Here is a 24277-nt window from a genome sequence, read left to right on the forward strand (position 1 = left end):
CGTTCCCCGGCCCGGCGGGCGAGAGCCCACGGGAAACGGCTACGCGTAAGTACGCAGCGGCACGGTGACGTGATAACCGGAGTCCAGCAGAGCGGGAAGATACCGACGCAGCGCCCGCACGCTCTGCGAGCGGTCGCCGCCCGCGTCGTGGGAGAGCACGACGACACCGGGACCCGCACCCTTCTCCACTCGCTCGGCGATCGCGCCGGCGCCCGGCGTCCGCCAATCCAGAGTGTCCAGGGTCCAGCCCAGCGGCTCCATGTCCAGCTCGGCGCCGAACCGGAACGCCGCCCGGTTCCAGACGCCGTACGGGGCGCGGAACCACAGCGGCGGTTCGCCGTGCACCTTCTCGATGATTTCGCTGGTGCGGGCCATCTCCGTATGGATCCTGGACCGGGACAGGGTGGTCAGCAACGGATGGGACCACGTGTGGTTGCCGACCACATGGCCGTCGTGGGCCATTCTTCGCAGCAGGTCCTTGTGCTGGACCGCCATCTCACCGCACACGAAGAACATCGCCCGCACGTCATGGTCACGGAGAATGTCCAGGATGTCCGGCGTGAAGCGCGGATCGGGGCCGTCGTCGAAGGTCAGCACCATCTTCCGGCCACGCCCGCCGAGCTTCAGGAACGGCTCGCGCCGCACCGCTGCACGGACCAAGGTGCGGCGCCGACGGCGCGAGCCGTAGCCGGCGATGGGACGCAGACGGTACGCGGAGGATTCGAGCGGCTTGTGGGCCCCCGGACCGGCGGCCGTGGCGGCGGGGCGGGCCGGGGCCGGGGCGGGGCCCCCGTCGCCGATGAGCAGCGCGGCTGTGCCCACGGTACCGGCCGCGCCCAGCAGGGCGGCACCACCGGTCAACAGGCGGCGCCGTGTGAACATCTGAGCCTTCGTCATGACTCATCAGTCGACCAAGGCGAGGACGGCGCACCACTACGACACCGGTGCGGCCGCACGAAAACACCCGATGGGAGTAATTTTCCGCCTCCTGGGTGACCGCCGGACGCACGCCGGGCGACTACCGCGCGCACGCCGGGGTGGGTGGCCGCCCGCCCGGGTGGGTGGCGAGTCGGCCGGAACGGGTGACGGGTCGAGTGGTTCGCCTGTGCTCGGATAGCCTCGCGACCGTGAGCGATCAGCAAGCACAGCGGTTCGAACGGGGAACCGACGGGCCCAAGGTCGTCCTCGTCGGCCTGGACGGCTCCGACTCCTCCCTGCGCGCCGTGGCCTACGCGGCCGGCCTCGCCCGGCGCCAGCACGCGCTGCTCGCCATCGTGTACGTGCAGCCGACGCTGGCTGCCAGTGCCGCGCTCGGGGTGCCGGTGACCGGGACGACCGAGGAGATCGCCGCGCACCTCGTCACGGAGATCCGGGAGGCCGCCGAGCAGGTGAAGGGCATCTTCGAGGTGCGCTGGGAGTTCCACACCTTCCGCGGCGACCCGTACAACGGCCTGGTGACGGCGGCGGACCGGCTCAAGGCGGACGCGGTCGTGGTGGGCGCCTCGCAGCAGGCGGGCCACCGCTTCGTCGGCTCGGTGGCACTACGCCTGGTGAAGGCGGGCCGCTGGCCGGTGACGGTGGTGCCGTAGACCGATGATGGCAGCGCTGCGGGACCGACGGCCGCAGCGCCCCGGGACCGGTGGCCGCGGCGCCCTGGATTGGTGGCCGCGGCGCCCTGGATTGGTGACGATCCTGTGGGTCGTCAGTGACCGGAGGCGGGGCCTCCGACACACCGGCCGACCGTTCGTCGTACCGTTCGCCGACAGGTTCGACCGCCCGCCGCACACCCGCGACCGCCCCCTGTCCCCGGGAGGCGGCCCGCGTTCCCATACGGCCATGACGGCCGGAACCACGATCACCCACGGGACGACCGCCGAACGCGAGCTGGCCGAACTCCAGCGCGAACACGGACGCCCCCTCTTCGCCCTGCTGCTGCGGCTCTCCGACGGGGACCGGCATCGCGCCGAGGACCTGGTACAGGAGACCCTCGTGCGCGCCTGGCAACACCCCGAGGCGCTGCGCGCCGACGACTTCGACTCCGTACGCCCCTGGCTGCTCACCGTCGGGCGGCGGCTCGCCATCGACGCGCGGCGGGCCCGGCAGGCGCGTCCCGCCGAGGTGGGGGACGCGGTGCTGGAGAACGCGCGGGTGATGGCCGACCACGCCGAACGGTCGGTGGCGACCCTCGATGTGCGCGAAGCTGTGAAGACACTCACTCCCGAGCACCGCGAAGTACTGGTGCAGGTGTACTTCCAGGGGGCGAGTGTGGCGGAAGCCGCCAAGGCCCTCGGTATCCCGCCCGGTACCGTGAAGTCCCGCGCGTACTACGCGCTGCGCGCCCTGCGCCGGGTGCTTCCGGGATACGCGGCCGACCTGCGGTGAAACCCATGGCCGAGTCAAACCTCCGTAAAGCGCCTTGCTGAGGACCCCCGTTGAGCAATCAGCTGTCTTCTATCCGTGTTCCGGATGGGGGCCGGGGCCTGGTCTCCAGGCCCGGGGTCGGGCGACGCGCACGCACCGGAGGAAGGCAGGAAGGGATGCTGCACAGAGGTCAAGAGAGCACGGACGGCGCCGGCGGCGGCGAACTGGCCGTCCCTATGGCGTGGTTCTACGCCGAGTACATCGCCGAGGAGCTGCTGCGGACGGGCGACCTGATGCCGCCGACGTCCTTCGAGTTCCGTGCGGGGCGCGACGCCCTGGCGCTGACCATCTTCCTCTCGGACGCGGGCGGTGAGCTCTCCGGCATCCGGGTCGTGACCCAGCTCGAGACCTGGCTGTCGCTGACGGCCTACGACCAGCCGTGGCAGGACTGGGTGTGCGAGCGCATGGCGCACTTCACCGCCGAGGCCCTGGAGGCGGGCGGCCCGTCACCGGACCTGGAACTGGCGGCGGCGGCCTGGCGCTGGCTGGAGGAGACGGAGCTGCTCGCACCGGACCTGGACGCGGTGCCGGGCGGGGGCGCGTTCCTCGGCGAGGACGACGGACCAAAGGTCTGGACTGCGGCCTGGCGGCTCGGTCTCCCCCTGGGGCACTTGGCGATCCATCTCTTCTAGCGTCGGCGGCCCCGTGTTCCGGTGTCGTCCATCCACCTGCCCCTGCCTCGGCGAACCAACTTTTTCGGTTCGGGACCAATCCGCGCCGTGGAGGGTTCCGAATCTTTTGGTTGGCAATGGTCGCGGGGCTTGAGTGATTCGCCGGTCTGGTCCGTACCGGTGGGGGCAGGAAGCAACCCCCACCGCACACCGGCCCGAGGAATTGCCATGTGGTCCCAGGATCGTCATCACGACGTCGGCGCGTACGCGCTGGGCGTGCTGGACGAGGTGGATTCGTTCCACTTCGAGGACCATGTCCGCGGCTGCCCCCAGTGCGCGGTACAGGTCACCGAGTTCCGTCCGGCGGCGCGGCAGTTGATGCTGTACCGCAACGCCACGCCCCGTGTTGTGCACCCCTTCGCGGCGCCCGGTCCCCGACTGCTGGGACAGCTGCTCGACGAGGTGGCCGCCCGGCACCGGGCGAAGCGCAGGCGCTGGCTGTTCGCACTGGCCGCGTCCGTGGTCATCGCCGTGGGCGGCCCCGCCGTCGCCGTTCTCGCAGGTCCGGGCGAGCCTCCGGACACGGTGGCCGCCGTCGACTCCCGGACGGGCGTGTGGGCCGAGGTCACGGCGGAGGACCGGGTCTACGGCGCCGACATCGAGCTGAAGGTCAAGGAGGCGAACGGCGCGCACGCCTGCCGGCTCGTCGTGATCGGCAAGGACGGCTCCGAGGAGACGGCTGCCAACTGGAAGTCCCCCGAGCGCGCCGACAAGGCCTCCGAGATGATGGGCGGCACCGCCATGCAGCGCGAGGACATCAGCCGCTTCGAGGTGCGCAGCCAGGAGGGCGAGCTGCTGGTGGTCCTCGACGCTCCGGCCTGGCGCTGAGGGCCCGGCCGACGCTCCACAAACCCGTCGCATTGGTCCGTACCTTCAATGGTTGCGGATCATGGACGCTCGGCCCTCGCGACCCCGTCGCGCTATTTGAGCAACCGTGACAGCCGCCGGTCGGCGAGGGGCTTCCCGCCCGTCTGGCAGGTCGGGCAGTACTGCAGCGAGGAATCGCTGAAGGAGACCTCCCGGACGGTGTCACCGCACACCGGGCACGGCTCCCCGGTCCGGCCGTGCACCCGCAGCCCGCTCTTCTTCTCCGCCTTCAGCCTCCCGGCCGCCATCCCCCGGGAGCGCTCGACGGCCTCGGCGAGCGTGGTGCGCAGCGCGTCGTGGAGGTGTCGGACCTCCTCCGGCTGCAGCGACGAGGCCAACTTGAAGGGCGACATCTTCGCGGCGTGCAGGATCTCGTCGCTGTACGCGTTCCCGATACCCGCGATCAGACTCTGGTCCCGCAGCGCGCCCTTGATCTGCCGCCGTTCGCCCGCGAGCAGTCCGGCGAATCGGGACACGTCGAAGTCGTCGGCGAGCGGGTCCGGACCGAGCCCGGCGATGCCGGCGACCTCCGCCGGGTCCCTCACGACGTGGACCGCCAGGCGCTTCTGCGTCCCGGCCTCGGTGAGGTCGAAGCCCTCACCGGTCTCCAGGGCGACGCGCAGCGCGAGCGGACTCCTGCCGCCGGGCCGGGGCGGGCCGTCCGGCATCCGGTCCTTCCACTGAAGCCATCCGGCTCGCGCCAGATGCGTGACGAGATGCAGCTGCCCGCCGTCCGCCGCGAGGTCGAGGAACTTTCCGTGCCGCCGTACGCCGGTGATCTCCCGGCCCTCGAAGGCGCTCAGGGGCGGGTCGTACGTCTTCAGCACGCTGATGGCCACGGGCAGCACGCGGACGACCTCATGACCGACGAGCTTGCCGACCAGGAAGTCCCGGAGAGCCTCCACTTCAGGCAATTCGGGCATACGTCCAGAGTGCCATGAGGTGCGTCGCCGGGTGCGGGTGAGGCGCGAGAAGCCCCACCGGACCCGCAGCCGCCAACGCACCCGCACCCGCACGCGCACCCCCGAGCTATGACGCGCCCGACAGCATGAACTCGCACCACACGCACTTCCCCCCGCCCCGCGCCTCCACGCCCCACACATCCGTCAGCCGGTCCACCAGCAGCAACCCCCGCCCCGAGACCCCCGCCTCCCCCGCCTCCCGCCGCCGGGGCAGCGCGCTGGAGGAGTCCTCCACCTCGACCCGCAGGCGCCGATCGGGGCCTGCCAGGGCCCTGAGCGTCACGATCGCGGAGCCCTCCGTGTGCATGAGCACGTTGGTGATCAGCTCGTCGGCGACCAGCTCGATCTCGTCGGCCCGGTCCCGTGCCCCCCACGTCCGCACCGCCGCCCCGATCATGTGCCGCGCCCCGGCGAGCGCCTCCGGGTCGCCGGGCCCGACGTGCTGCCGGAGCCGCCTACCGGGCCGCTCGGCGCTGCGGCTGCAGCGGCGCAGCAGCAGCAGGGCCACGTCGTCGTCGCCGCCCCGTTCCTCGGCCACGTCGATGAGCCGGTCGGCGAGGTCGTCGACGTCGTCCGGCCCGGTGGCGATCAGCGCCCTGAGCGTCCGCATGCCGTCGTCGAGGTCGGCGCCGGGCTGTTCGATGAGGCCGTCGGTGCAGAGCATCAGCGTCTGCCCGGGGTCCATCTCGATGGCGGTCACCGGGTACTCCAGGCCCCCGAACTCGGCGGACAGCCCGAGAGGCAGGCCCCCTTCCACGGTCACCCGCCCGCAGGTGCCGTCGGTGTGCCGGAGCAGGGGGTCGATGTGCCCGGCCCGGACCACCTGGACCACTCCGGTGGACAGGTCGGCCTCCGCGTACAGGCACGTCGCGAAGCGGTCGGTGTCGAGTTCGTGGAGGAAGGCGGAGGCGCGGGCCATCACGGTGGCGGGCGTGTGGCCTTCGGTGGCGTAGGCCTTGAGGACGATGCGGAGCTGGCCCATGACGGCCGCCGCGTGCGTGTCATGGCCCTGGACGTCGCCGATGACCGCGCCGACCCGTCCGCCGGGAAGCGGGATGAGGTCGTACCAGTCGCCGCCGATGTCCCGGCCGAGGGCGCCCCCGATGGAGGCGGCGCGGTAGCGGACGGCGATGTCGGCGCCGGAGACGTCGGGGATGGACCGGGGCAGCATCGCCTGCTGGAGACCCTCGGCGAGGTCCTTCTCCTGTTCGTAGAACATGGCCCGCTGGAGGCTCTGGGCGATGCTGCTGCCGAGGGCGATGAGCACGTCGCGTTCCTCGGAGGTGAAGCCCCGCCGGTCGTTGTAGAGGAGCCCCATCGCTCCGATGGGGCGGGCCTGCACGATGAGCGGCAGATAGGCGGCCGAGGTGATCTTGAGGTCGGTGATGTGCGGCCACAGCAGCGGATACGACTCGGCGAACTCCTCCGGTGACTCGATGAAGTGCGGGACGAGGTGCCGTACGACCTCGTTCATCGGGTACTTCACGTCGAGGCGGGTGATCCGGGTGCCGGGCACATAGCTGTCCTCGGGGCCGGCGGCGACCATGCGTACGCGTCCGGCCTCCACCAGGCCCATGACCAGGCTCGTGGCGCCGAGGTGGGTGAGTCCGTCGGTGTCCTCCAGGACGTCGATGACGTCCTGGACGGTCCGGGCGTGGGCCAAGGCGGCCGTGATGACCTGGACGACGTCGGTCCGTCGGCGGCGGGCCTCGTCGTCCGCGGTCTGCTCGGTCCGGGACTGGATCTCGCGCAGTTCCCGGGTGGCGTCGCGGACGATGCCGATGACGCGGTACGGGCGGCCCGTCTCGTCGCGGCGGATGTAGCCCTGGGTGTGGGTCCAGCGCAGGGTGCCGTCGCGCAGCCGGATGCGGAAGTAGGCGCCGTAGTTCTCGCTGCCGTCCTTGAGCGCCTGCGAGACCAGGGTGTCGAGTCTGCGGCCCTCCATCGGGGGCACCCGCATCGACAGCGTCTCCGCTCTGCCGTCGTACTCCTCCGGGCGCACGTCGAAGATCTCGTGTGCGGTGTCGTCCATGTGGAACGCGCCGGCGTCGAGGTCCCAGTCGAAGGTGCCCATGCGGTTGAGCGTCAGGACCGCGTCAGGGTGGGCGAGCCAGTCGTCCGGAACTGCCGACTCGCTCGCTCCCCGATCAACCATGGGGCCACTTTGCCAGCAATTGCCCGATTATTCGAGTGGAGGAGCGCTCATCATTCCGCCCACTATGGTCGGTACCGAGGTCAGTCCTGTCCCTGTCCCGGCGTGCGATCCAGGAGCGCGAGAGCCATGGAGTGGTTCACCGCACCCGACTACTGGCTGAGCCGGCTGCTCCTGCAGCGGGCGCTGGCCGTCATCTATCTGGTCGCCTTCCTGGGGGCGGCCCTGCAGTTCCGCGCCCTGATCGGTGAGCGCGGCATGCTCCCGGTGCCCCGGTTCGTGGAGCGGGTGCCGTTCCGCCGGTCGCCGAGCGTGTTCCACCGCCACTACTCGGACCGCTTCTTCGCGGGGTGGGCCTGGACGGGCTGCGCGGTGTCGGCGGCGCTCGTGGCGGGCGTGGACTCGCTGCTGCCGCTGTGGGCCGGCATGGTGATGTGGCTCGTGCCGTGGGTGATGTACCTGTCGATCGTGAACGTCGGGCAGACCTGGTACTCGTTCGGCTGGGAGTCCCTGCTGCTGGAGGTCGGTTTCCTGGCCGTCTTCCTCGGCAACGACGAGGTGGCGCCGCCGCTCGTCGTGCTGTTCCTGCTGCGCTGGGTACTGTTCCGGGTCGAGTTCGGCGCGGGGCTGATCAAGATGCGCGGCGACGAGTGCTGGCGGAAGCTCACCTGCCTCGACCACCACCACGAGACCCAGCCGATGCCCGGCCCGCTGAGCTGGTTCTTCCACCACCTGCCCAAGCCGTTCCACCGGGCGGAGGTGGCCGCCAACCACTTCACCCAGCTCGTGGTCCCGTTCCTCCTCTTCGCCCCGCAACCGGTCGCGACGGCCGCCGCCTCGCTGATGATGCTGACCCAGCTGTGGTTGGTGCTGTCGGGCAACTTCTCCTGGCTGAACTGGATCACGATCGTGCTGGCCCTGTCCGCCGTCGACTTCGGAACGACCGCGCCGGACACCGCCGACGCGCCCCTCTGGTACACGGTCGTCGTGCTCGCCGTCACCGTGCTGGTCCTCTGGCTCAGCTACCACCCGGTCCGCAACATGATCTCCCGCCGCCAGGTCATGAACCGCTCCTTCGACCCGCTGCACCTGGTCAACACCTACGGAGCATTCGGCAGCGTCAGCCGGGTGCGGTACGAAGTGGTGGTCGAGGGGACGGCGGACGACGTGCCGCGCGCGGACTCCGAGTGGCGTGAGTACGAGTTCAGGGGCAAGCCGGGTGACCCGAGGCGCTGGCCGCGCCAGTTCGCCCCGTACCACCTGCGGCTCGACTGGCTGATGTGGTTCGCCGCGCTCTCCCCCGCGTACGCCGGTTCCTGGTTCGGGGCCATGATGGAGCGCCTCCTGGAGAACGACCGCGACACGCTCCGGCTGCTGCGCCGCTCCCCCTTCCCCGCCGACGCCCCGCCCCGGTTCGTCCGTGCCCGTCTCTTCCGCTACCGGTACACGACCTGGCGCGAGCTGCGGGAGACGGGAGCGTGCTGGAAGCGGACGTATGTACGGGAGTTCATGCCGCCGACCCGGCTGGCCACGTCGCCCGCGCGGGAGTCGTAGCGGGCGGTCTCGGCCGGGACTTCTCCACGGCGACCTCTCGACGCGGGGCCGTCCCGCAGGGCACAGTGCTGCCGTGCTCGATCACTACTGGCGAGTACGCCGCTTTGTCGCGTACGACAACGACGCGCACGACACCGCCAGGGAGCGCCCGTGACGAGCTGGGCCGGCCGGACCGCCGCCGAGATAGCCGCCGCCGTGCGGGAGAAGCGGGTCACGCCACGTGAGGTGGTGGCGGAGCACCTGGCGCGGATCGAGGCACTGGACGGTCGGGTCGGTGCGTTCCGCACGGTCCGGGCGGAGGCGGCCCTGGCGGAGGCCGACGAAGTGGCGGACCGGGCCGATCTGGTTGGACTGCCCCTGGCGGGCGTGCCGGTGGCCGTCAAGGACAACCTCGCCGTCCGTGGCGAGTCCACCCGGCACGGGTCGGCGGCGACCCCGGACACGGCGGCCGGGGCCGACCATGTGACCGTGGCCCGGCTGCGGGCGGCGGGCGCGGTGGTCGTGGGGCTCACGAACGTGCCCGAGCTGTGTGTCTTCGGCACCACGGACGGCGTCCACGGCACCGCCCGCAACCCGTGGGACACCTCGCGCACGGCCGGCGGTTCGTCGGGCGGTGGCGCGGCCGCGGTCGCCGCCGGTCTGGTGCCGCTGGCCCTCGGCAACGACGGGATGGGCTCGCTGCGCATACCGGCCGCCCACTGCGGTCTGCTCGGCCTCAAACCGGGCTTCGGGGTCGTCCCGGCGGACATCGGGAACGGCGACTGGTTCGGCATGTCCGAGAACGGCCCGCTCACGACGACCGTCGAGGACGCCCGGCTGATGTTCCAGGTCCTGGCGGGCAGGGAGGCCGGGAAGCGCCCCGCGTCCGCCCGGCGCCCCCTGGGCGTGGCGCTCTCCGTCCGCAGTCCCTTGGTCGGTGTGACCGTCACCCGGCCCTACGTCGATGCCGCGCGCCGGGCGGCCGAGGTGCTGGCCGGGGCAGGGCACCGGGTCCGGCCGGCCGATCCGCCGTATCCGGTCTGGCTGGGGACCACGTCGTTGGCGCACTGGACAGCGGGCACGGCGGTGGACGCCGAGGGCCTCGATCCGAAGCTGCTCGCCCGGCGGACGCGGGTGCACGCGGCCGTGGGGCGGCGCCTGCTGAAAGGAGTGCGCGCGGGCGACCACCGGGAGCGGCTGCGCCGACGTCTGGAGCCGTTCTTCGCCGAGCACGATGTGCTCCTCACGCCGGCGCTCGCCCGGCGCGGCCCCGCCGCCGCGAACTGGCACGAGCGGGGGTGGCTGCGGAATCTGCTGGTGAACACCGCCTGCTCCCCGCTGACCCCGCCGTGGAACCTCACGGGCTGGCCGGCGTTGTCGGTCCCGTTCGGCACGCTGCCGTCGGGCGCCCCCTGCGCGGTGCAGTTGGTCGGCCGACCGGGCTCGGAGCTCGAACTGCTGGAGGTGGCGGGCCGGTTGGAAGAACTGCACCCGTGGCGGCGAACGGCCCCGATCGGCTAGGGGGTGTTTCGAAAGTCCTGTGCGGTGCCCGCGGTGTCCGGTGCGTGCTCTCGGCGTGCCGGACGAAAGCCCTCGTACTGGACGTACTTGGGGTTTCGGCCGGCGCGGCGAGAGTGCGTGCCGGGCGCCGTGGGGGCTGTGCGGGACTTTCGAAACACCCCCTAGCCCGAGCTCGGGGGCGTCCGGGTGGCGGGCCGAGTGGAAGTGCTGTGGCGGGGGTGCGGTGGCTTTCCTGGTTCCGCATGGGCGTGAGCGGCACGCCCATGCGGACGGCGATCGCGAAGGTCCTACCGTCAGTCCACGCTGGGCAGGATGTGGGGCTCGGCGAGGTCGTCCTCGTAGCCCGCCAGTCGGATCGGAGCGGACCTGGCCCACACGTCCAGGCTGCCGAGCTCCTTCTTCGACCGGCCGCCGCCCTCGATGCGTTCCTTGGGGCGCTGATCGCGATTCGTCTTCTCTGGTGTCACCGCGCACTCCTTATGTGTCGGGTCACCCTCGGGACGTCGGCCCAGCCTGCCGCTGCGCACCTGACCTCCGCTCGGGTCTGAGTCGATGTCAGTTCGGACGCGGTGGCGCCGTATTGCCTGGTGGTGAGAGCAGGCCGTGGTGACCGGCTTGTCCCGGGACGGACCGTGGGTGTGGGTGGAACCCAGTCAAGGCTGTCCGTCCGGTACAGAGTAACCAAATGAGCGGGTGGCCGCTCGATGGGGCTGGAAACAGGAGGCAATGTCTTGATTCGTTCAGCGCCAGCAAGCCTCACCCTGAGGTGATTTCACCCATTTATTCGATTTCCTCTCACCCGTTCGGCTGAGTACTCGAACCCCGCGCCGGGCCGACGACCCATCGGATCGCTGCCCTCGGCACGTAGTTCAGGTCCTGTTGGCCGCATCGCAAGCCGACCATGCCCTGCTCCTGTGTCGCAACAGGATTTATCGCGGGAGGACTCGGGAGGAACGACGCATGGAACTGCACAGCGTCGGGGAGCTGATGGTTCTGCTGTACGCCTGCCGGGGCGGCGGGGAGGTGCCGGACCACCGCCGGGGCGCCCCCGTCGATCCGCACGAGCACGCGGTGCGGACCGCCGCGCTGTTGCGTCGGGGACGCCCGGCCGACAAGGAGCTCCAGGTGGCCGGGCTGGTGCACACCATCGGGCGGCTGCTCCGCCCGGGTGAGGACACCGGCCACGCCGACCTGGCCGCCGACGCCCTGCGGCCGCTGCTGCGCGAGCGGGTCGCCCGGCCCGTACGCCCGCACGCGCTCGGCCCGACGATCTCGTACGGCTGCACGCGGGAGGCCGGGCGGACGCGGACGCCGCACTCGTCGACGACGTGCTCGCCTGCGGCACTCGGACGAGGCGGGCCGGGGCCCCCGGCATGGAGGCCTGGGCCCTGGAGGACTGGCGGACGGTGCTGGAACTGGTGTCGGACCGGGCGGGGTCGTCTCACCACTTGCCGGGCGCGTAGTCCTTCAGGAAGACGCCGTACAGGTCCTCGCCCTGCTCACCGCGGACGACGGGGTCGTAGACGCGGGCCGCGCCGTCGACGAGGTCGAGCGGGGCGTGGAAGCCCTCGTCGGCGAGGCGCAGCTTGTCGAAGTGGGGGCGTTCGTCGGTGATCCAGCCGGTGTCGACCGAGGTCATGAGGATGCCGTCGGTCTGGAACATCTCCTGGGCGCTGGTCCGCGTCACCATGTTCATCGCGGCCTTGGCGGCGTTGGTGTTGGGGTGGCCCGCGCCCTTGTAGCCGCGGCCGAAGACGCCTTCCATCGCCGAGACGTTGACGACGTACGCGCGTCCGCTCGTCGCCTTCCCGGCGGCGTCGGCCATGACCGGACGGAGCTTGCTGATCAGGATGAAGGGCGCCGTGTAGTTGCACAGCTGGGTCTCCAGCAGCTCCACCGGGGAGATCTGCTCGATGGTCTGCACCCAGGTGTTGGTGTCCACAACGTCGGGGACGAGGCCGCCCGCGTCGATGGCGGTGCCGTCGAGGTGGCGGGCGACGCTGGCGTTGCCCGCCACCAGCGCGAGGTCGGCGACCTGCTGTGCGTCGAGGCCGCTGGTGCCGAGGGGGAGCGCGGCCAGCCCGTCCACGGCGCCGGAGTTGAAGGCGCCGATGACGTGGTGCGCGGGAAGCTCTCCGGCGGGCAGCGGGGCACTCTCGCCGTCGACCAGGGCGGCGTAGGCGGAGGGCAGGCGGCGTACGGTCTGGGTCGCGTTGTTGATCAGGATGTCGAGCGGGCCCGCCTCGGCGACCTGGTCGGCGAGGGCGACGGCCTGCGCCGGGTCGCGCAGGTCGATGCCGACGACCTCCAGGCGGTGCATCCAGTCCGCCGAGTCGTCCATGGCCTTGAAACGGCGGATGGCGTCCTTCGGGAAGCGCGTGGTGATCGTGGTGTGCGCCCCGTCACGCAGCAGCCGTAGGGCGATGTACATGCCGATCTTGGCGCGGCCTCCGGTGAGCAGGGCGCGCTTGCCGGTGAGGTCGGTGCGGGCGTCGCGCTTGCCCCGGTTCAGGCGGGCGCAGTCGGGACAGAGCTGGTGGTAGAAGTAGTCGACTTCCACGTACCGCGCCTTGCAGGTGTAGCAGGAGCGCGGGCGCTGGAGTATCCCCGCGATCTTGCCCTCCTCGGTCACCGACGACGGGAGGATGCCCTCCGTCTCGTCGTCGATGCGCTGGGCGGAGCCGGTCGCGGTGGCCTCCGTGACCGCCTTGTCGTGCGCGGTCTTGGCGGCGCGGCGCTCCTGGCGGCGGCGCTGCTTCACCGTGCGGTAGACGCCGGCCGTCGCCCGCCGGACCGCGATCGCGTCCGGGTGGTCGACCTCCAGCTTGTCCAGCTCCTCCAGCACGCTGAGGCACACGGCGAGCCGCTCCGGGTCGATTCCGGGGCCGTACACGACCTCGTCCGTGGTCGCCGGACCGTCCTCTGTCACCGTCATCGCGCTGCCGTTTCCCTGATCACCCGCGCGGCGCGTCGGCCGCGTCCGCTGTCGAACGCGGAATTCTACGGAGCGACGGCCCCGGTCACCAAAATCCAGGCCTCGTCCCCGCCGCCCCTACCCGCCCCATCCCCAGGGGCTGCGCGCCCCTTCGACCCCCGTGAATACTCGGGGCTCCGCCCCGGACCCCGTTCGCGCAGTTCCCCGCGCCCCTGGAAAGGGGGCGCGGGAACTGCGCGAGAAGCCCCACCGGACCCGCGGCTGGGGATGGGACGGGTAGGGGCGGCGGGGGCGGAAAAGAACCGGCCCCGCCGTCGGCGTCACGCCTCGCACGCCCCCCGGAGTTCCTCGACCTCCAAGGTCACCGCCTTGGCCAGCAGCTCCAGGTCCGGCACGGCCCGCGCGTCGGCGACGAGGCCGTAGTGGACGCTCCCCCGGTACGTGGAGACGGCGACGGCCAGGGACTGACCGTGTGCCAGCGGCGCTAGGGGATAGACCTCTGCGAGGGGGCAGCCGCCCAGGCGGAGACCGAGGCTGGGCAGGGGGACGCTGGTGACGAGGATGTCGAACCAGAGACGGGCGGCCTGGCTGACGAGGGGGCCGCCGAGGCGGTGCCCGAGGGCCGGCACGTGATCGGCGAGCAGGGCGACCGCCCCGGCGCCCCGGTTGGGCCCGGCGTCCTTGTTGCGGTCCATCGCCGTGCGGACCGTGCGCAGCCGCCGCAGCGGATCGGGGTCGTCGACGGGGAGTTTCATCAGGTACCCCGAGAGCCGGTTGCCCTGGGGGTGCGCCGTACGCGGCCGGCGCTTGGAGACGGGGATCAGCGCCCGGGGCGCGACCCCCTCGCTGCCGTCCCCGCGCTCGTCCAGCCACCGGCGCAGCGCGCCCGCCACCACGGCGATGAGGACGTCGTTGACGGTGCCTCCGACGGTCTTGCGGATCCGGTGCACCTCGTCGAGGTCCACGAGCACCCCCGCCGTACGGCGGGTGCCGCTGGGCTCGGAGGTCAGCGCCACGGCGGAGCGGGTTCCCAGCGTGGCGTCGAGTGTGGTGCGGGCGACGGACGCACCGATGTCCAGGGCACGACCGAGGTCGGAGACGGTGCCCCGGAGGAATTCGGGCAGCTTGCGCATCTCCTCCAGGAGACGGCGCGGCGGCTCGGCGGGGCGCGGCCGGGGCGTCGGCATGTCCATGGGGTCCATGACGGCGGCGGCGAGCGTGAGCGCCCGCAGCCCGTCGGCCAGGGCGTGGTGGAACTTGAACAGCACGGCGAAGGAGGTGCCGTCCTCCCCCGGCAGCACATGCGCCTCCCACGGCGGCCGGTCGCGCTCCAGAGGACGTTCCATCAGGCGCCCGGCCGCCGCGTGGAAGTCCGCGGTGGGCGCGTGCAGCCGTACGTGGTCGAAGGGCTCGAAGTCGGCGACGGGCTCCCGGGCCGCGCCGCCGAACGCCAGCGGCAGACGTACGTCCGGGAGCCAGACGTCCCGGATCCGCATCCGCAGTCCGGCCACCCCGGCGGCACGTGTGGCGAGCAGCTCGGCGGCGTGGGCTCCCGCTGTGGGCGAGTTGCCCGTGAAGACGCCGAGGGCTGCCAGGTGCATGGGGTGTTCGGCGGACTCGATGTTCCAGAACGCCAGGTCGAGTGGTGCGAGCAGGTCAGAATTCAATGGCTTGCCTCGCGTCGACGACGGGTGAGTCTGCAGTCAATCGTCGTTGCCCGATTACGGTCAAGTACGATCAAGCTACGCACAGTTAACAACAGATTAAGTCCCGCCGCGATGAAAAAGGCGGGACTCATGGGGCATCTGTGGTCACTCGGGAGCCATGACAACCCACCCGGCCCAGCGTGACATGACCGGGCACAGAGTCGCTCGACGCCACTCGGGGAGCGCTACGACACCTGCTGCCCCTTCCCCAGGGCGATCACTCCGCCCCTGGAGACCGTGTACAGCTCGGAGTCCCGCTCCGGATTGACACCGATGGTGGCACCCGGGGGCACCTGGACGTTCTTGTCGAGCACGGCGCCGCGCACCACCGCGCCCCGCCCGATGTGGACGTTGTCGTGCAGGACCGAGCCCTGGACCACGGCGCCCGGGTCGACGACGACCCCCGGCGACAGCACGGACCTGGTCACCTGCCCCCGTATCAGGCACCCCGCACTGATGATCGACTCGCTGGCGATACCGCCCGCGTTGAAGCGCGCCGGGGAGAGCTGGCCGGAGCTGGTGTAGATGGGCCAGCTCCGGTTGAAGAGGTTGAAGGCGGGGCGCTCGGCGATGAGGTCCATATGGGCGTCGTAATAGGCGTCGAGCGTGCCGACGTCCCGCCAGTAGCCCTGGTCGCGGATCGTCTCACCCGGCACGTGGTTGGCGCTGAAGTCGTACAACTGCGCCTCGCCCCGGTCGGTGAGCTGGGGCAGGATCGAGCCGCCCATGTCGTGCACGGAGTCCTCGTCCTCGGCGTCCCTCTGCAGCGCCTCCACCAGGGCCTTGGTGGTGAAGATGTAGTTGCCCATCGAGGCGAACACGCACTCGGGGTCGTCGGCGAGGCCCGGCGGGTCGGCCGGCTTCTCGAGGAAGCGCTCCACGGTGCGGCCGTCGGAGCCGGGCGTGATCACACCGAAGGAGGAGGACTCCGTGCGCGGCACCCGTATCCCGGCCACCGTCACACCCGCGCCACCCTCGATGTGCTGTGCCAGCATCTGGCGCGGGTCCATCCGGTAGACGTGGTCGGCGCCGAACACCGCCACGTACTCCGGTTGTTCGTCGTGCACCAGGTTCAGCGACTGCAGCAGCGCGTCCGCGCTGCCCAGGTACCAGCGCGGGCCGAGCCGCTGCTGGGCCGGGACGGGGGTGACGTAGTTGCCCAGCAGGCTCGACATCCGCCAGGTGGTGGTGATGTGCCGGTCCAGCGAGTGCGACTTGTACTGCGTGAGCACACAGATGCGCAGGATGTCCGCGTTGACGAGGTTGGACAGGACGAAATCCACCAGGCGGTACGTTCCGCCGAAGGTCACCGCTGGTTTCGCCCGGTCGGCGGTCAGGGGCATCAGTCTCTTGCCCTCGCCCCCCGCCAGTACGATGCCCAGCACCGAAGGTCCACCGCGCCGCATGCCGCCGCCCCTCCACGCCCGGTCGTGCCGAACGCTGTCCTTTGTGACTACCCCTGTTTGAGGACTTCCTCGTACAGCTGGACCGTGCGCCGGGCCACCGCGTCCCAGCCGAACTCGCGCACCGCGCGCTCCCGGCCGGCCTCGCCCATACGGGCGGCGGTCGCGGGGTCGGCGAGCAGCGAGTCGAGGGCTCGGGCCAGCCGAGCTTCGAAGTCTTCCCCCGGAGACACGAGGAGGCCGGTGACGCCGTCCTCCACGACCTCCGGGATACCCCCGACCCGCGAGGCCACCACGGCCGTCCCGCAGGCCATGGCCTCCAGGTTGACGATGCCCAGCGGCTCGTACACCGACGGACAGACGAACACGGCGGCGTGCGTGAGGAGCTGGATCACGTCCGGGCGCGGCAGCATCTGCGGGATCCAGAACAGGCCCTGCCGTACGCGGCTCAGTTCCGCGAAGAGGTCGCGGAACTCCTGGTCGATCTGCGGGGTGTCGGGCGCGCCGGCGCAGAGCACGACCTGCACTGCCGGGTCGATGTCGCGTACGGCGCGCAACAGGTGGGGCACGCCCTTCTGGCGGGTGATCCGGCCGACGAACAGGACGTACGGGCGGCCGGGGTCGACGCCGACGCGGTCGAGGACGTCCGTGCCGTGGTCCGGCCGGTAGCGGGAGGTGTCGATGCCGTTGTGCACGACGTGGACGCCGGCCGGGTCCAGGGCCGGGTAGCAGCCGAGGATGTCGTCGCGCATGGCGCCGGACACGGCGATCACGGCGTCGGCGGACTCGATGGCCATGCGCTCGGCCCAGCCGGACAGGGCGTAGCCGCCACCCAGTTGCTCGGCCTTCCACGGGCGCAGCGGCTCCAGCGAGTGGGCGGTCATCACATGCGGGATGCCGTGCAGCAGCTTGCCGAAGTGACCGGCCAGGTTGGCGTACCAGGTGTGCGAGTGGACCAGTTCACGGCCTTCGAGACCGGCGGCGATGGCCAGGTCCACGGAGAAGGTGCGCAGTGCGTCGTTGGCACCGTCGAGCGCGGCCCAGGGCCGGTGGCGTACGACACCGCCGCCCGCTCCCTCACCCCAGCAGTGCACCTCCAGGTCGACGAGGGACCTCAACCCATGGGCGAGGAACTCGACATGGACTCCCGCGCCACCGTAGACGTCGGGCGGATACTCACGGGTCAGCAGGCCGACTCGCACCCGGAACCCCCTGTCTCAGTGGCTGGTTCCCACATGGTCACCCACAAGGGTCAGTTGCGGAAGACCGCGATGCCGCGGCGGCGACCCGGCCGGAGTCAGGTGCGGCCGGGTGGCCGGTCGAAGCAGCAGTCGCCGCACAGTCCGCCGCCGGGCAGCCGGTAGTAGAGGCAACAGCTGCGACGGCGGTACGTCTCCGGGTCGAGCGTGTCGCTCAGTTCGGGGTGCGTGAACAGCTCGGCGGCGAGCGCGCGGGCCCGAACGCGTGCCTCCGGACGCCCGTTGAGGAGCGCCCACCGTTCGACCTGGCGCACGGCTCCCATGAGCGCGGACGCCGCGTTCCCCCACAACAGGCGTGCTGATATGGGAAGTTGCGCACGGATTGCCGCCGCAAGCGGTACGAGATGGCCCTCTCGTACGACCTCTCCGATCCGCTCGGCGGGCAGAGTCCGTACCTCGGTGAGCCACAGCTCGTCGGGGGCGCTCGCTTCGGCGTCCCAGCGCAGGAGGCGCGGGTCGAGGTCGGGTACGCGGTCGTGGAGGGCGGCGGCGCCGAGGGCGACGGACCACAGGCGGGCGGCGAGGCCGAGGTGGGCGATGGATGCGGCCACGCGCGGCTCCGGGGTCCGTACACTCCGCGCGACTCTCCGGACACGAGAAATCACGGGATTCGCGTAAACCTCCTTCTCCACACCGGCATCCCGTGCCCGGTAGGCCTCCGCGAGGGTGGGCAGCGCTCCGTCGGGCGGTGCTCCCGTGCGTAGTACGAAGAACCCGCCGAGGGCGGAGAGGTCGGTGACTGCGGGGTCGTGATCCACGAGGACGAGTAGTACCAGGGCCGGGACCCGCCCTCCGGTGGAGGTCCCGCACTCCGTGTCCCCCGCCCGGGGTATGACCCCGCACCTCTCGTACTCCATCGGCAGTAGGAGTCATTGAGTGCTCTGGTACGACGACGCGGAGGCCCGTCCGAGGCATCGTTGGCACCATGAAAGCCGACCGTTCGCCGCGGCGGGCTGAGAGCCCCCGCGCTGCGCAGAGGAGCCGCTCATGAGCGCCCTCGCATTGTCCGTGCTGCTGTCGTTCGTCTCCGCCGTCGCTTACGCGGGCGGGGCGATCGTCCAGGAGCGTGTGGCGGTGTCCTCGCCCGGTGAGTCCTACGCGCCCCTGCGCCGGCCGGTCTGGTGGGCCGCTGTCGGGTTGAACGGCCTCGGCGGGCTGCTGCATGTGGTGGCCCTGGCGTTCGGGCCGCTGAGCCTGGTGCAGCCGCTGGGTGCACTGACCATCGTCTTCGCGCTGCCCATGGCGGCCCTGTTCGTCGGCCGAAAGGCGGGCGCCACGGCCTGGCGGGGCGCGATCATGGCGACGGTCGGGCTCGCTGGTCTGCTGTCCCTGGTCGGCTCGGCCGATGCCCAGTCGCTGGACACCGCCCAGCGGGTGGTCGTGGCCGTGACCAGTGCCGGCGCGATGACCGCGCTGACGGTGGCGGGCCGGGCCGCACACCGGCACCCGGCGGTGCGCAGCATCCTGCTGGCCGTCGCCTCCGGTGTCGCGTTCGGCATGTCCTCGGTCTTCACCAAGACGGTCGCGGTCGACTGGACGGACGGCATCGCGCTCTCCGACCTGCCGACCCTCGCGGTGATAGGTGTCTTCGCCACGGCCGGTCTGCTGCTCTCCCAGGCCTCCTACCGCAGCGGTGGTCTCACGGCACCGCTCGCCACACTGACCGTGGTGAACCCGGTGGTGGCGGCCGCGGTCGGCATCACGATGTTCGGCGAGACCTTCCGCCACGGCACGCTCGGCACCATCCTCGCGCTCGGCTGCGGGGTCGTCGCGGCGGGCGGTCTGATCCTGCTGACCACGGAGCGCCTCGGGGCCGAGCAGACCGAGCAGGCCGAGCAGGCCGAGCGGGCCGAGCGGGCCGAGCGGGCCGACGAGAACGCCACCGTCACGGCCGCCGACCGCGAGTCCCTCGCTCTGGAGGAGTGGCTCGCGGGGCTGCCGCGGCAGTCCGTCGGGGGCCCAGGCTCCGACGAGGCGATCGATCTGGACAAGCGTGTGGTCGTACCGGCGCCGTTCCTGGGCAGGAGCCCGGCGGACGGGGACGACGCCACGCCCGACCTGCTGCTGCGACCGTTCCACTGCGAGCTGTACGTCCCGCGGACCCTCCACGACGACCGGCATGACCGGCAGGACCGGCAGGACCGGCACCGCGACCGCGATCGCGACCGCGACCGCGTGAAATCGTGAGCGGGAGGCCCGGTCCAGGCCTCCCGCCGTTCATCAGATCCGGGCCCCGCCCGCCCGCAGATAGGCGATCGGATCGATGTCACTGCCGAATCCGGGCCCCGTCCGCACCTCGAAGTGCAGATGCGGGCCCGAACTGTTTCCGGTGGAGCCGGAGCGGCCTATGCGCTGACCCGCGCTCACGCTCTGACCGGCCTTCACGGAGATCGCCGACAGATGGGCGTACTGCGTGTAGCGGCCGTCGGCGTGCCGGATGACCACCTGGTAGCCGAAGGACCCGCCCCAGCCCGAGGTGACGACCTCCCCGGCGGCGACGGACTTCACGGCGCTGCCGGTCGCCACGGGGAAGTCGACGCCCGTGTGGTAGCCCTTCGACCAGGAGGAGCCGGAGGCACGGTAGGGCGTGCCGAGGGAGGCGCTCACGGGGGCGACGAAGGACGCCGACACCTGCCGCTGCCCGGACTTCTGCTCCTTCTGGACCTTCTTCTGCTCTTGCTTCTGTTCTCGCTTCTGCTCTTGCTTCCGTTCTTGCTTCCGTTCTTGCTGCTTTTCCTTGCGGACCTTCTTCTGTCCCTGTTTCTCGGCCGCCGGGCGCAGGCTCAGTCGCTGGCCGGGAATTATCACGTCCGGGTCGGAGCCGATGGTCCTGCGGTTGGCCTCGTAGAGACCGCGCCAGCCGCCCCGCACGTTCCGGGAGTCGGCGATCTCGGAGAGGGTGTCACCCCGGACCACCGTGTACATCTCGACCTTGCCGGCCTGTGACTGCGGCGTGGTCTGCGGCTTCACGTCGTCGATCGTGAGTCCCGCGCGCTGCGAACAGACGGGCCAGGCGTCGGGGCCCTGGCCGTCCAGCACCTTCTCGGCGATCGCGATCTGCTGGTCCTTGGTGGCCAGGTCCGCGCGGGGGGCGTAGGCCGTGCCGCCGTAGGCCTCCCAGGTGGACTGGCTGAACTGGAGGCCGCCGTAGTAGCCGTTTCCGCTGTTGATGTTCCAGTCGTTGGTGGACTCGCAGGCCGCGACCTTGTCCCAGGTCTCGGCATCGGCCGCCTCCGCGACCCCGGTGCCCATCAGCGGGAGCGCCATCCCGGCGCCGCCCGCCGTGACGGTGAGTGAGGCGCGGTTGATCCTGTTCGGCTGGTACCGGCGGTGCCGACCGCGTACGGCCATGGATAAGCCCCCCTCGCCTATGCAATGAGCCGCAAAAGTAAGCGCCACGAACCGGCCATGACAAGACGAAAATCCAGCCGCTCCAGTCCCCCGAATGGCGGGTAAGCGACCTGCTCCGGCGCGTAAGTTCCCCTGTCCGGCGCGCGCGTGACCGGGGACGGCGCGTAAATCACCGGGTTGCACGCCCCATTGAGGCAGGTGGGGCCCTTCCCGCGTACTCAAGCCCGGCAGGCCGCGCAGCGCGGACGGGGCCGGTGCACGTCAGGAGGGCCGGAAGGACAATACTGGCGGGCAGGAACGGCACCACCGATATCAGGATCCATAGGAGCCAACCGTATGAGCACTTCAGCCCAGATCGGCGTCACGGGCCTCGCGGTCATGGGGAGCAACCTCGCCCGCAACTTCGCGCGCAACGGCTACACGGTCGCCGTGCACAACCGCACCCCCGCGAAGACGCACGCGCTGGTCAAGGAGCACGGACACGAGGGAGACTTCATCGCGGCCGAGTCCGCCAAGGAGTTCGTGCAGGCGCTGGAGCGGCCCCGGCGTCTGGTCGTCATGGTGAAGGCGGGCGGTCCGACGGACGCGGTGATCGAGGAGTTCGCACCGCTCCTGGAACCCGGCGACATGATCATCGACGGTGGCAACGCGCACTTCGCCGACACCCGCCGCCGTGAGGCCGCGCTGCGCGAGCAGGGCATCCACTTCGTCGGCGCGGGCATCTCCGGCGGCGAGGAGGGCGCGCTCAACGGGCCCAGCATCATGCCGGGCGGCCCGGTCGAGTCGTACGACTCCCTCGGCCCGATGCTGGAGAAGATCTCCGCGAAGGCCGCCGACGGGGCGCCCTGTGTGACGCACGTCGGTCCGGACGGCGCCGGGCACTTCGTGAAGATGGTCCACAACGGCATCGAGTACGCCGACATGCAACTGATCGGCGAGGCGTACCAGCTTCTCCGCGACGTGGCCGGATACACCCCGGCGCAGATCGCGGAGATCTTCCGCACCTGGAACACCGGGCGGCTCGACTCGTACCTGATCGAGATCACGGCGGAGGTGCTGGCCCACGTCGACGAGGCCACGGGCAAGCCGTTCGTGGACGTGGTCGTCGACCAGGCGGAGCAGAAGGGCACCGGCCGCTGGACCGTACAAATCGCTCTCGACCTGGGCGTTCCGGTGTCCGGTATCGCCGAGGCCGTCTTCGCACGGTCCCTGTCGGGCCACGCCGCGCTGCGCGACGCGTCCCGCTCGCTGGCCGGCCCCAAGGCCACTCCGCTGAGCGCGGCCGAGGCCGGCGCCTTCGCCGACCGTGTCGAGCAGGCGCTGTACGCCTCCAAGATCGTCTCGTACACGCAGGGCTTCCACGAGATCGACGCGGCCCGCGCCGAGTACGACTGGAACATCGACCTGGGCAAGGTGGCCTCGATCTGGCGTGGCGGGTGCATCATCCGGGCCGCCTTCCTCGACCGGATCCGCGCGGCGTACGACGCGCGCCCCGACCTGCCGAGCCTGCTCTCCGACGAGACGTTCGCCCAGGAGATCGCGGCGGCGCAGGACGACTGGCGCGAGGTGCTGGTCGCCGCGACACGGCAGGGCGTGCCGACCCCCGGGTTCGCTGCGGCGCTGGCCTACTACGACGCGCTGCGCGCCGAGCGGCTGCCCGCTGCGCTCACGCAGGGGCAGCGGGACTTCTTCGGGGCGCACACGTACCGGAGGGTGGACCGGGAGGGGTCGTTCCACACGCTGTGGGGGCAGGGGCGGGGTGAGGTCGAGGCCTGAACCGGCTTCCGAGAGAAGTCTGAGGGGAGGGGACTGCGGACCTGCCGGCGACCGCGTCGGAGGGTCGCGTGTGGTGGGTCGCGCGGTACCCCGCGTCCCTGACCTTGTTGATGTGGCCCGGCGTGGAGTTGTCCACGCCGGGCCACCTCTTGTTGCTCCGCCACGGCCCTGCTAGGACAGCGGTCCCGGGTTCGGTTCGCCCGGGACCAGGTCGGGGCCCGGGGGCCTCGGAACCGGGTCCGGTTCGGGCACCGGCTGCGGTTCGGGGGTGGGGACCGGGTCGGGGAAGGGGGTCGGCGGGGTGGGCTGCGGGCGGTCGGGGCCCGGTCCCGGAGTGGGGCCGGGCTTCACGGGGTCCGGGTCTGGGTGCGTCATCGCGTCCTCCAGCCAGTGGGTACGTCTGGTACGTCGGCCATGGACTTGCCCCACGGGTACCCGGCGTCCGCACGGGCAGTCACCCGGTCGGGCGGTCACCCGGTCGGGCGGGGCGACGCGACCACCTCGCGGACGGCGCCCTCAGAACCCCTCGGGGTGGGCGACCAGCCAGTCCTTCGCCGCGCGCAGCAGCTCCGGGGAGGCGGCCGGTGCCTCGTCGGGATGGCGCTCGGCCCACTTGGCGACGTACGGACACAGCGGCGCGACCACGGCGTCGGCACGGGCCGCGATGCCGTAGAACTCCCGCGCCAGCGAGCCCGCGACGCCCTGTCCCTCGTGTGCGGGCTCGACGATCGTGTGGACCGGGACCAGGGCACGCCTCGGGGAGTCGAGGACGAAGTACTGGATATGACCGGCCAGTTCGTCGCCGACGAAGGCCTCGAGTCGGCCGGTCGCCCGGTCGTCGCGGATCTGAACGTCGCTCATGGCACTCCTCGGGTGCGGGTCGGCGACGCCTGGAGACCGGTCATGGCCTCGGCTCAGGCGGTGACAGCCTGCGGGCTGCGCCGCTGGTCGGAGCCGGGTACGGGCTCGGAGGGGTCCGAGCCCAGGGCCACGATCCGGTTGTCGTGGTCCACATGGACCACTCTGGGCCGCATGGCGCGGGCCTCGGCGTCGGAGACCTGAGCGTAACTGATGATGATCACCAGATCGCCGGGATGGACGAGATGGGCCGCCGCCCCGTTGATCCCGACGACACCCGAGCCGCGCTCACCCTCGATGACATACGTCTCCAGACGGGCACCGTTGGTGATGTCGACGATGTGCACCAGCTCGCCGGGCAGCAGGTCGGCGGCGTCAAGCAGATCGGCGTCGATCGTCACGGATCCCACGTAATGCAGGTCGGCCTGGGTGACTGTGGCGCGGTGGATCTTGGACTTGAACAGAGTACGCAGCACTTTGGACTCCTGGAAGACGGCTCCCTGCCTGCTTTATGCAGGTCAAGGGCGGTCTTCACTTTACAACCGGCACACCTCGGGGTCGATGATTGTGAGGAACATCGCTTCACGCGAGCAGCTATGGCACATAGGCGGTGTAACTCGGGCCTCGGGATGGCTCGGTGTGCGGATTCCCGGCTACTCCGAAGTGAAGCCGGTCGTACTCGGCGCGCTCTTGCCGACACCATCACGGGAAGCTTCGGCACCTTCACGGTGTGACTGAGGCGAGACACGTGGAGCGCGAGGGCTGACGGCGAAGGGGCCGGTGACTCCCGCACGAGCCCTGGTGCCGGCCTCCCACGTCACGAACGTCAGCCTACGGCCGGAGCGGCACCCTTGGTGAGGCG

Annotated in this window: 22 protein-coding genes; 8 read left to right on the forward strand and 14 right to left on the reverse strand. The window is 71.2% G+C overall.

The window, feature by feature from the left end:
- Positions 1-39: 39 nt before the first annotated feature.
- Positions 40-897 carry a polysaccharide deacetylase family protein gene (locus ACFY9I_RS31385; protein ID WP_391007696.1) on the reverse strand — a complete coding sequence of 286 codons (858 nt, stop codon included), beginning with the start codon at positions 895-897 and terminating at the stop codon, positions 40-42.
- A gap of 230 nt (positions 898-1127) precedes the next feature.
- Between ACFY9I_RS31385 and ACFY9I_RS31390 the strand changes: the two genes are divergently transcribed.
- The 4 genes from ACFY9I_RS31390 (at position 1128) to ACFY9I_RS31405 (ending at position 3920) form a co-directional block, all read left to right on the forward strand.
- The gene (locus tag ACFY9I_RS31390) at positions 1128-1589 is read left to right on the forward strand and encodes a universal stress protein (RefSeq protein ID WP_391007698.1); all 462 of its coding nucleotides are present in this window, start codon (positions 1128-1130) and stop codon (positions 1587-1589) included.
- Positions 1590-1836: 247 nt separating this feature from the next.
- Complete coding sequence (locus ACFY9I_RS31395; RefSeq protein ID WP_391007700.1) at positions 1837-2382, forward strand: sigma-70 family RNA polymerase sigma factor; 546 nt, start codon at positions 1837-1839, stop codon at positions 2380-2382.
- A 155-nt stretch (positions 2383-2537) separates the two neighbouring features.
- Entirely contained in the window at positions 2538-3053 is a 516-nt protein-coding gene (locus tag ACFY9I_RS31400) for a hypothetical protein (protein WP_391007702.1), read from the forward strand.
- A 207-nt stretch (positions 3054-3260) separates the two neighbouring features.
- Positions 3261-3920 carry a hypothetical protein gene (locus ACFY9I_RS31405; RefSeq protein ID WP_391007704.1) on the forward strand — a complete coding sequence of 220 codons (660 nt, stop codon included), beginning with the start codon at positions 3261-3263 and terminating at the stop codon, positions 3918-3920.
- Between the two features lie 92 nt (positions 3921-4012).
- Here ACFY9I_RS31405 and ACFY9I_RS31410 read toward each other — a convergent pair whose 3' ends face one another.
- Both ACFY9I_RS31410 and ACFY9I_RS31415 read right to left on the reverse strand, forming a co-directional pair.
- Complete coding sequence (locus ACFY9I_RS31410; RefSeq protein WP_391007706.1) at positions 4013-4882, reverse strand: DNA-formamidopyrimidine glycosylase family protein; 870 nt, start codon at positions 4880-4882, stop codon at positions 4013-4015.
- Between the two features lie 106 nt (positions 4883-4988).
- A complete protein-coding gene (locus ACFY9I_RS31415; protein WP_391007707.1) occupies positions 4989-7076 on the reverse strand; it encodes a SpoIIE family protein phosphatase in 2088 nt (695 codons plus the stop codon).
- A gap of 126 nt (positions 7077-7202) precedes the next feature.
- Here ACFY9I_RS31415 and ACFY9I_RS31420 point away from each other — a divergent pair, with 126 nt between their 5' ends.
- On the forward strand, positions 7203-8627 hold the full coding sequence (locus ACFY9I_RS31420) for a lipase maturation factor family protein (protein ID WP_391007709.1): 1425 nt from the start codon (positions 7203-7205) through the stop codon (positions 8625-8627).
- 150 nt (positions 8628-8777) lie between these two features.
- Positions 8778-10127: an amidase family protein gene (locus tag ACFY9I_RS31425; protein WP_391007711.1), complete on the forward strand. Its 1350-nt coding sequence runs from the start codon at positions 8778-8780 to the stop codon at positions 10125-10127.
- 293 nt (positions 10128-10420) lie between these two features.
- Here the strand turns inward: ACFY9I_RS31425 and ACFY9I_RS31430 are convergent, their stop codons facing one another.
- The 7 genes from ACFY9I_RS31430 to ACFY9I_RS31460 all read right to left on the reverse strand — a co-directional run bounded on the left by ACFY9I_RS31430 (position 10421) and on the right by ACFY9I_RS31460 (position 18188).
- A complete protein-coding gene (locus ACFY9I_RS31430) occupies positions 10421-10594 on the reverse strand; it encodes a hypothetical protein (protein ID WP_391007713.1) in 174 nt (57 codons plus the stop codon).
- A 328-nt stretch (positions 10595-10922) separates the two neighbouring features.
- On the reverse strand, positions 10923-11381 hold the full coding sequence (locus tag ACFY9I_RS31435; protein WP_391007715.1) for a hypothetical protein: 459 nt from the start codon (positions 11379-11381) through the stop codon (positions 10923-10925).
- A 187-nt stretch (positions 11382-11568) separates the two neighbouring features.
- Positions 11569-13062 (reverse strand): SDR family NAD(P)-dependent oxidoreductase, encoded by a 1494-nt coding sequence (locus tag ACFY9I_RS31440; RefSeq protein WP_391007716.1) that lies wholly within the window; start codon positions 13060-13062, stop codon positions 11569-11571.
- A gap of 320 nt (positions 13063-13382) precedes the next feature.
- Complete coding sequence (locus ACFY9I_RS31445) at positions 13383-14729, reverse strand: wax ester/triacylglycerol synthase family O-acyltransferase (protein ID WP_391007718.1); 1347 nt, start codon at positions 14727-14729, stop codon at positions 13383-13385.
- A 224-nt stretch (positions 14730-14953) separates the two neighbouring features.
- Positions 14954-16174 (reverse strand): glucose-1-phosphate adenylyltransferase, encoded by a 1221-nt coding sequence (gene glgC / locus ACFY9I_RS31450; RefSeq protein WP_391007720.1) that lies wholly within the window; start codon positions 16172-16174, stop codon positions 14954-14956.
- Between the two features lie 47 nt (positions 16175-16221).
- A complete protein-coding gene (gene glgA / locus ACFY9I_RS31455) occupies positions 16222-17373 on the reverse strand; it encodes a glycogen synthase (protein ID WP_391007722.1) in 1152 nt (383 codons plus the stop codon).
- Between the two features lie 95 nt (positions 17374-17468).
- On the reverse strand, positions 17469-18188 hold the full coding sequence (locus ACFY9I_RS31460) for a (2Fe-2S)-binding protein (RefSeq protein ID WP_391007724.1): 720 nt from the start codon (positions 18186-18188) through the stop codon (positions 17469-17471).
- Positions 18189-18417: 229 nt separating this feature from the next.
- Between ACFY9I_RS31460 and ACFY9I_RS31465 the strand changes: the two genes are divergently transcribed.
- A complete protein-coding gene (locus ACFY9I_RS31465) occupies positions 18418-19617 on the forward strand; it encodes a DMT family transporter (RefSeq protein WP_391007726.1) in 1200 nt (399 codons plus the stop codon).
- Between the two features lie 33 nt (positions 19618-19650).
- On the opposite strand, the gene ACFY9I_RS31470 is transcribed toward ACFY9I_RS31465, so the two are convergent.
- Positions 19651-20781 (reverse strand): transglycosylase family protein, encoded by a 1131-nt coding sequence (locus tag ACFY9I_RS31470; protein ID WP_391007728.1) that lies wholly within the window; start codon positions 20779-20781, stop codon positions 19651-19653.
- 336 nt (positions 20782-21117) lie between these two features.
- Here ACFY9I_RS31470 and gndA point away from each other — a divergent pair, with 336 nt between their 5' ends.
- On the forward strand, positions 21118-22557 hold the full coding sequence (gndA, locus tag ACFY9I_RS31475) for an NADP-dependent phosphogluconate dehydrogenase (protein ID WP_391007729.1): 1440 nt from the start codon (positions 21118-21120) through the stop codon (positions 22555-22557).
- A 171-nt stretch (positions 22558-22728) separates the two neighbouring features.
- Here the strand turns inward: gndA and ACFY9I_RS31480 are convergent, their stop codons facing one another.
- The 3 genes from ACFY9I_RS31480 to panD all read right to left on the reverse strand — a co-directional run bounded on the left by ACFY9I_RS31480 (position 22729) and on the right by panD (position 23891).
- Positions 22729-22932 (reverse strand): hypothetical protein, encoded by a 204-nt coding sequence (locus ACFY9I_RS31480; protein WP_391007731.1) that lies wholly within the window; start codon positions 22930-22932, stop codon positions 22729-22731.
- Positions 22933-23073: 141 nt separating this feature from the next.
- The gene (locus tag ACFY9I_RS31485; RefSeq protein ID WP_391007733.1) at positions 23074-23418 is read right to left on the reverse strand and encodes an N-acetyltransferase; all 345 of its coding nucleotides are present in this window, start codon (positions 23416-23418) and stop codon (positions 23074-23076) included.
- Between the two features lie 53 nt (positions 23419-23471).
- On the reverse strand, positions 23472-23891 hold the full coding sequence (gene panD / locus ACFY9I_RS31490) for an aspartate 1-decarboxylase (RefSeq protein WP_391007735.1): 420 nt from the start codon (positions 23889-23891) through the stop codon (positions 23472-23474).
- Positions 23892-24277: the final 386 nt, after the last annotated feature.

The sequence above is a fragment of the Streptomyces sp. NPDC012510 genome, assembly GCF_042955065.1.
Classification (GTDB): domain Bacteria; phylum Actinomycetota; class Actinomycetes; order Streptomycetales; family Streptomycetaceae; genus Streptomyces.

Excerpts from the sequence above, each read along its gene's own strand:
- ACFY9I_RS31385 (WP_391007696.1), bottom strand. The coding sequence starts at position 897 with ATGACGAAGGCTCAGATGTTCACACGGCGCCGCCTGTTGACCGGTGGT.
- ACFY9I_RS31395 (WP_391007700.1), top strand. The coding sequence starts at position 1,837 with ATGACGGCCGGAACCACGATCACCCACGGGACGACCGCCGAACGCGAG.
- ACFY9I_RS31400 (WP_391007702.1), top strand. The coding sequence starts at position 2,538 with ATGCTGCACAGAGGTCAAGAGAGCACGGACGGCGCCGGCGGCGGCGAA.
- ACFY9I_RS31405 (WP_391007704.1), top strand. The coding sequence starts at position 3,261 with ATGTGGTCCCAGGATCGTCATCACGACGTCGGCGCGTACGCGCTGGGC.
- ACFY9I_RS31410 (WP_391007706.1), bottom strand. The coding sequence starts at position 4,882 with ATGCCCGAATTGCCTGAAGTGGAGGCTCTCCGGGACTTCCTGGTCGGC.
- ACFY9I_RS31415 (WP_391007707.1), bottom strand. The coding sequence starts at position 7,076 with ATGGTTGATCGGGGAGCGAGCGAGTCGGCAGTTCCGGACGACTGGCTC.
- ACFY9I_RS31420 (WP_391007709.1), top strand. The coding sequence starts at position 7,203 with ATGGAGTGGTTCACCGCACCCGACTACTGGCTGAGCCGGCTGCTCCTG.
- ACFY9I_RS31440 (WP_391007716.1), bottom strand. The coding sequence starts at position 13,062 with ATGACGGTGACAGAGGACGGTCCGGCGACCACGGACGAGGTCGTGTAC.
- glgC (WP_391007720.1), bottom strand. The coding sequence starts at position 16,174 with ATGCGGCGCGGTGGACCTTCGGTGCTGGGCATCGTACTGGCGGGGGGC.
- ACFY9I_RS31465 (WP_391007726.1), top strand. The coding sequence starts at position 18,418 with ATGAGCGCCCTCGCATTGTCCGTGCTGCTGTCGTTCGTCTCCGCCGTC.
- ACFY9I_RS31470 (WP_391007728.1), bottom strand. The coding sequence starts at position 20,781 with ATGGCCGTACGCGGTCGGCACCGCCGGTACCAGCCGAACAGGATCAAC.
- gndA (WP_391007729.1), top strand. The coding sequence starts at position 21,118 with ATGAGCACTTCAGCCCAGATCGGCGTCACGGGCCTCGCGGTCATGGGG.
- ACFY9I_RS31480 (WP_391007731.1), bottom strand. The coding sequence starts at position 22,932 with ATGACGCACCCAGACCCGGACCCCGTGAAGCCCGGCCCCACTCCGGGA.
- ACFY9I_RS31485 (WP_391007733.1), bottom strand. The coding sequence starts at position 23,418 with ATGAGCGACGTTCAGATCCGCGACGACCGGGCGACCGGCCGACTCGAG.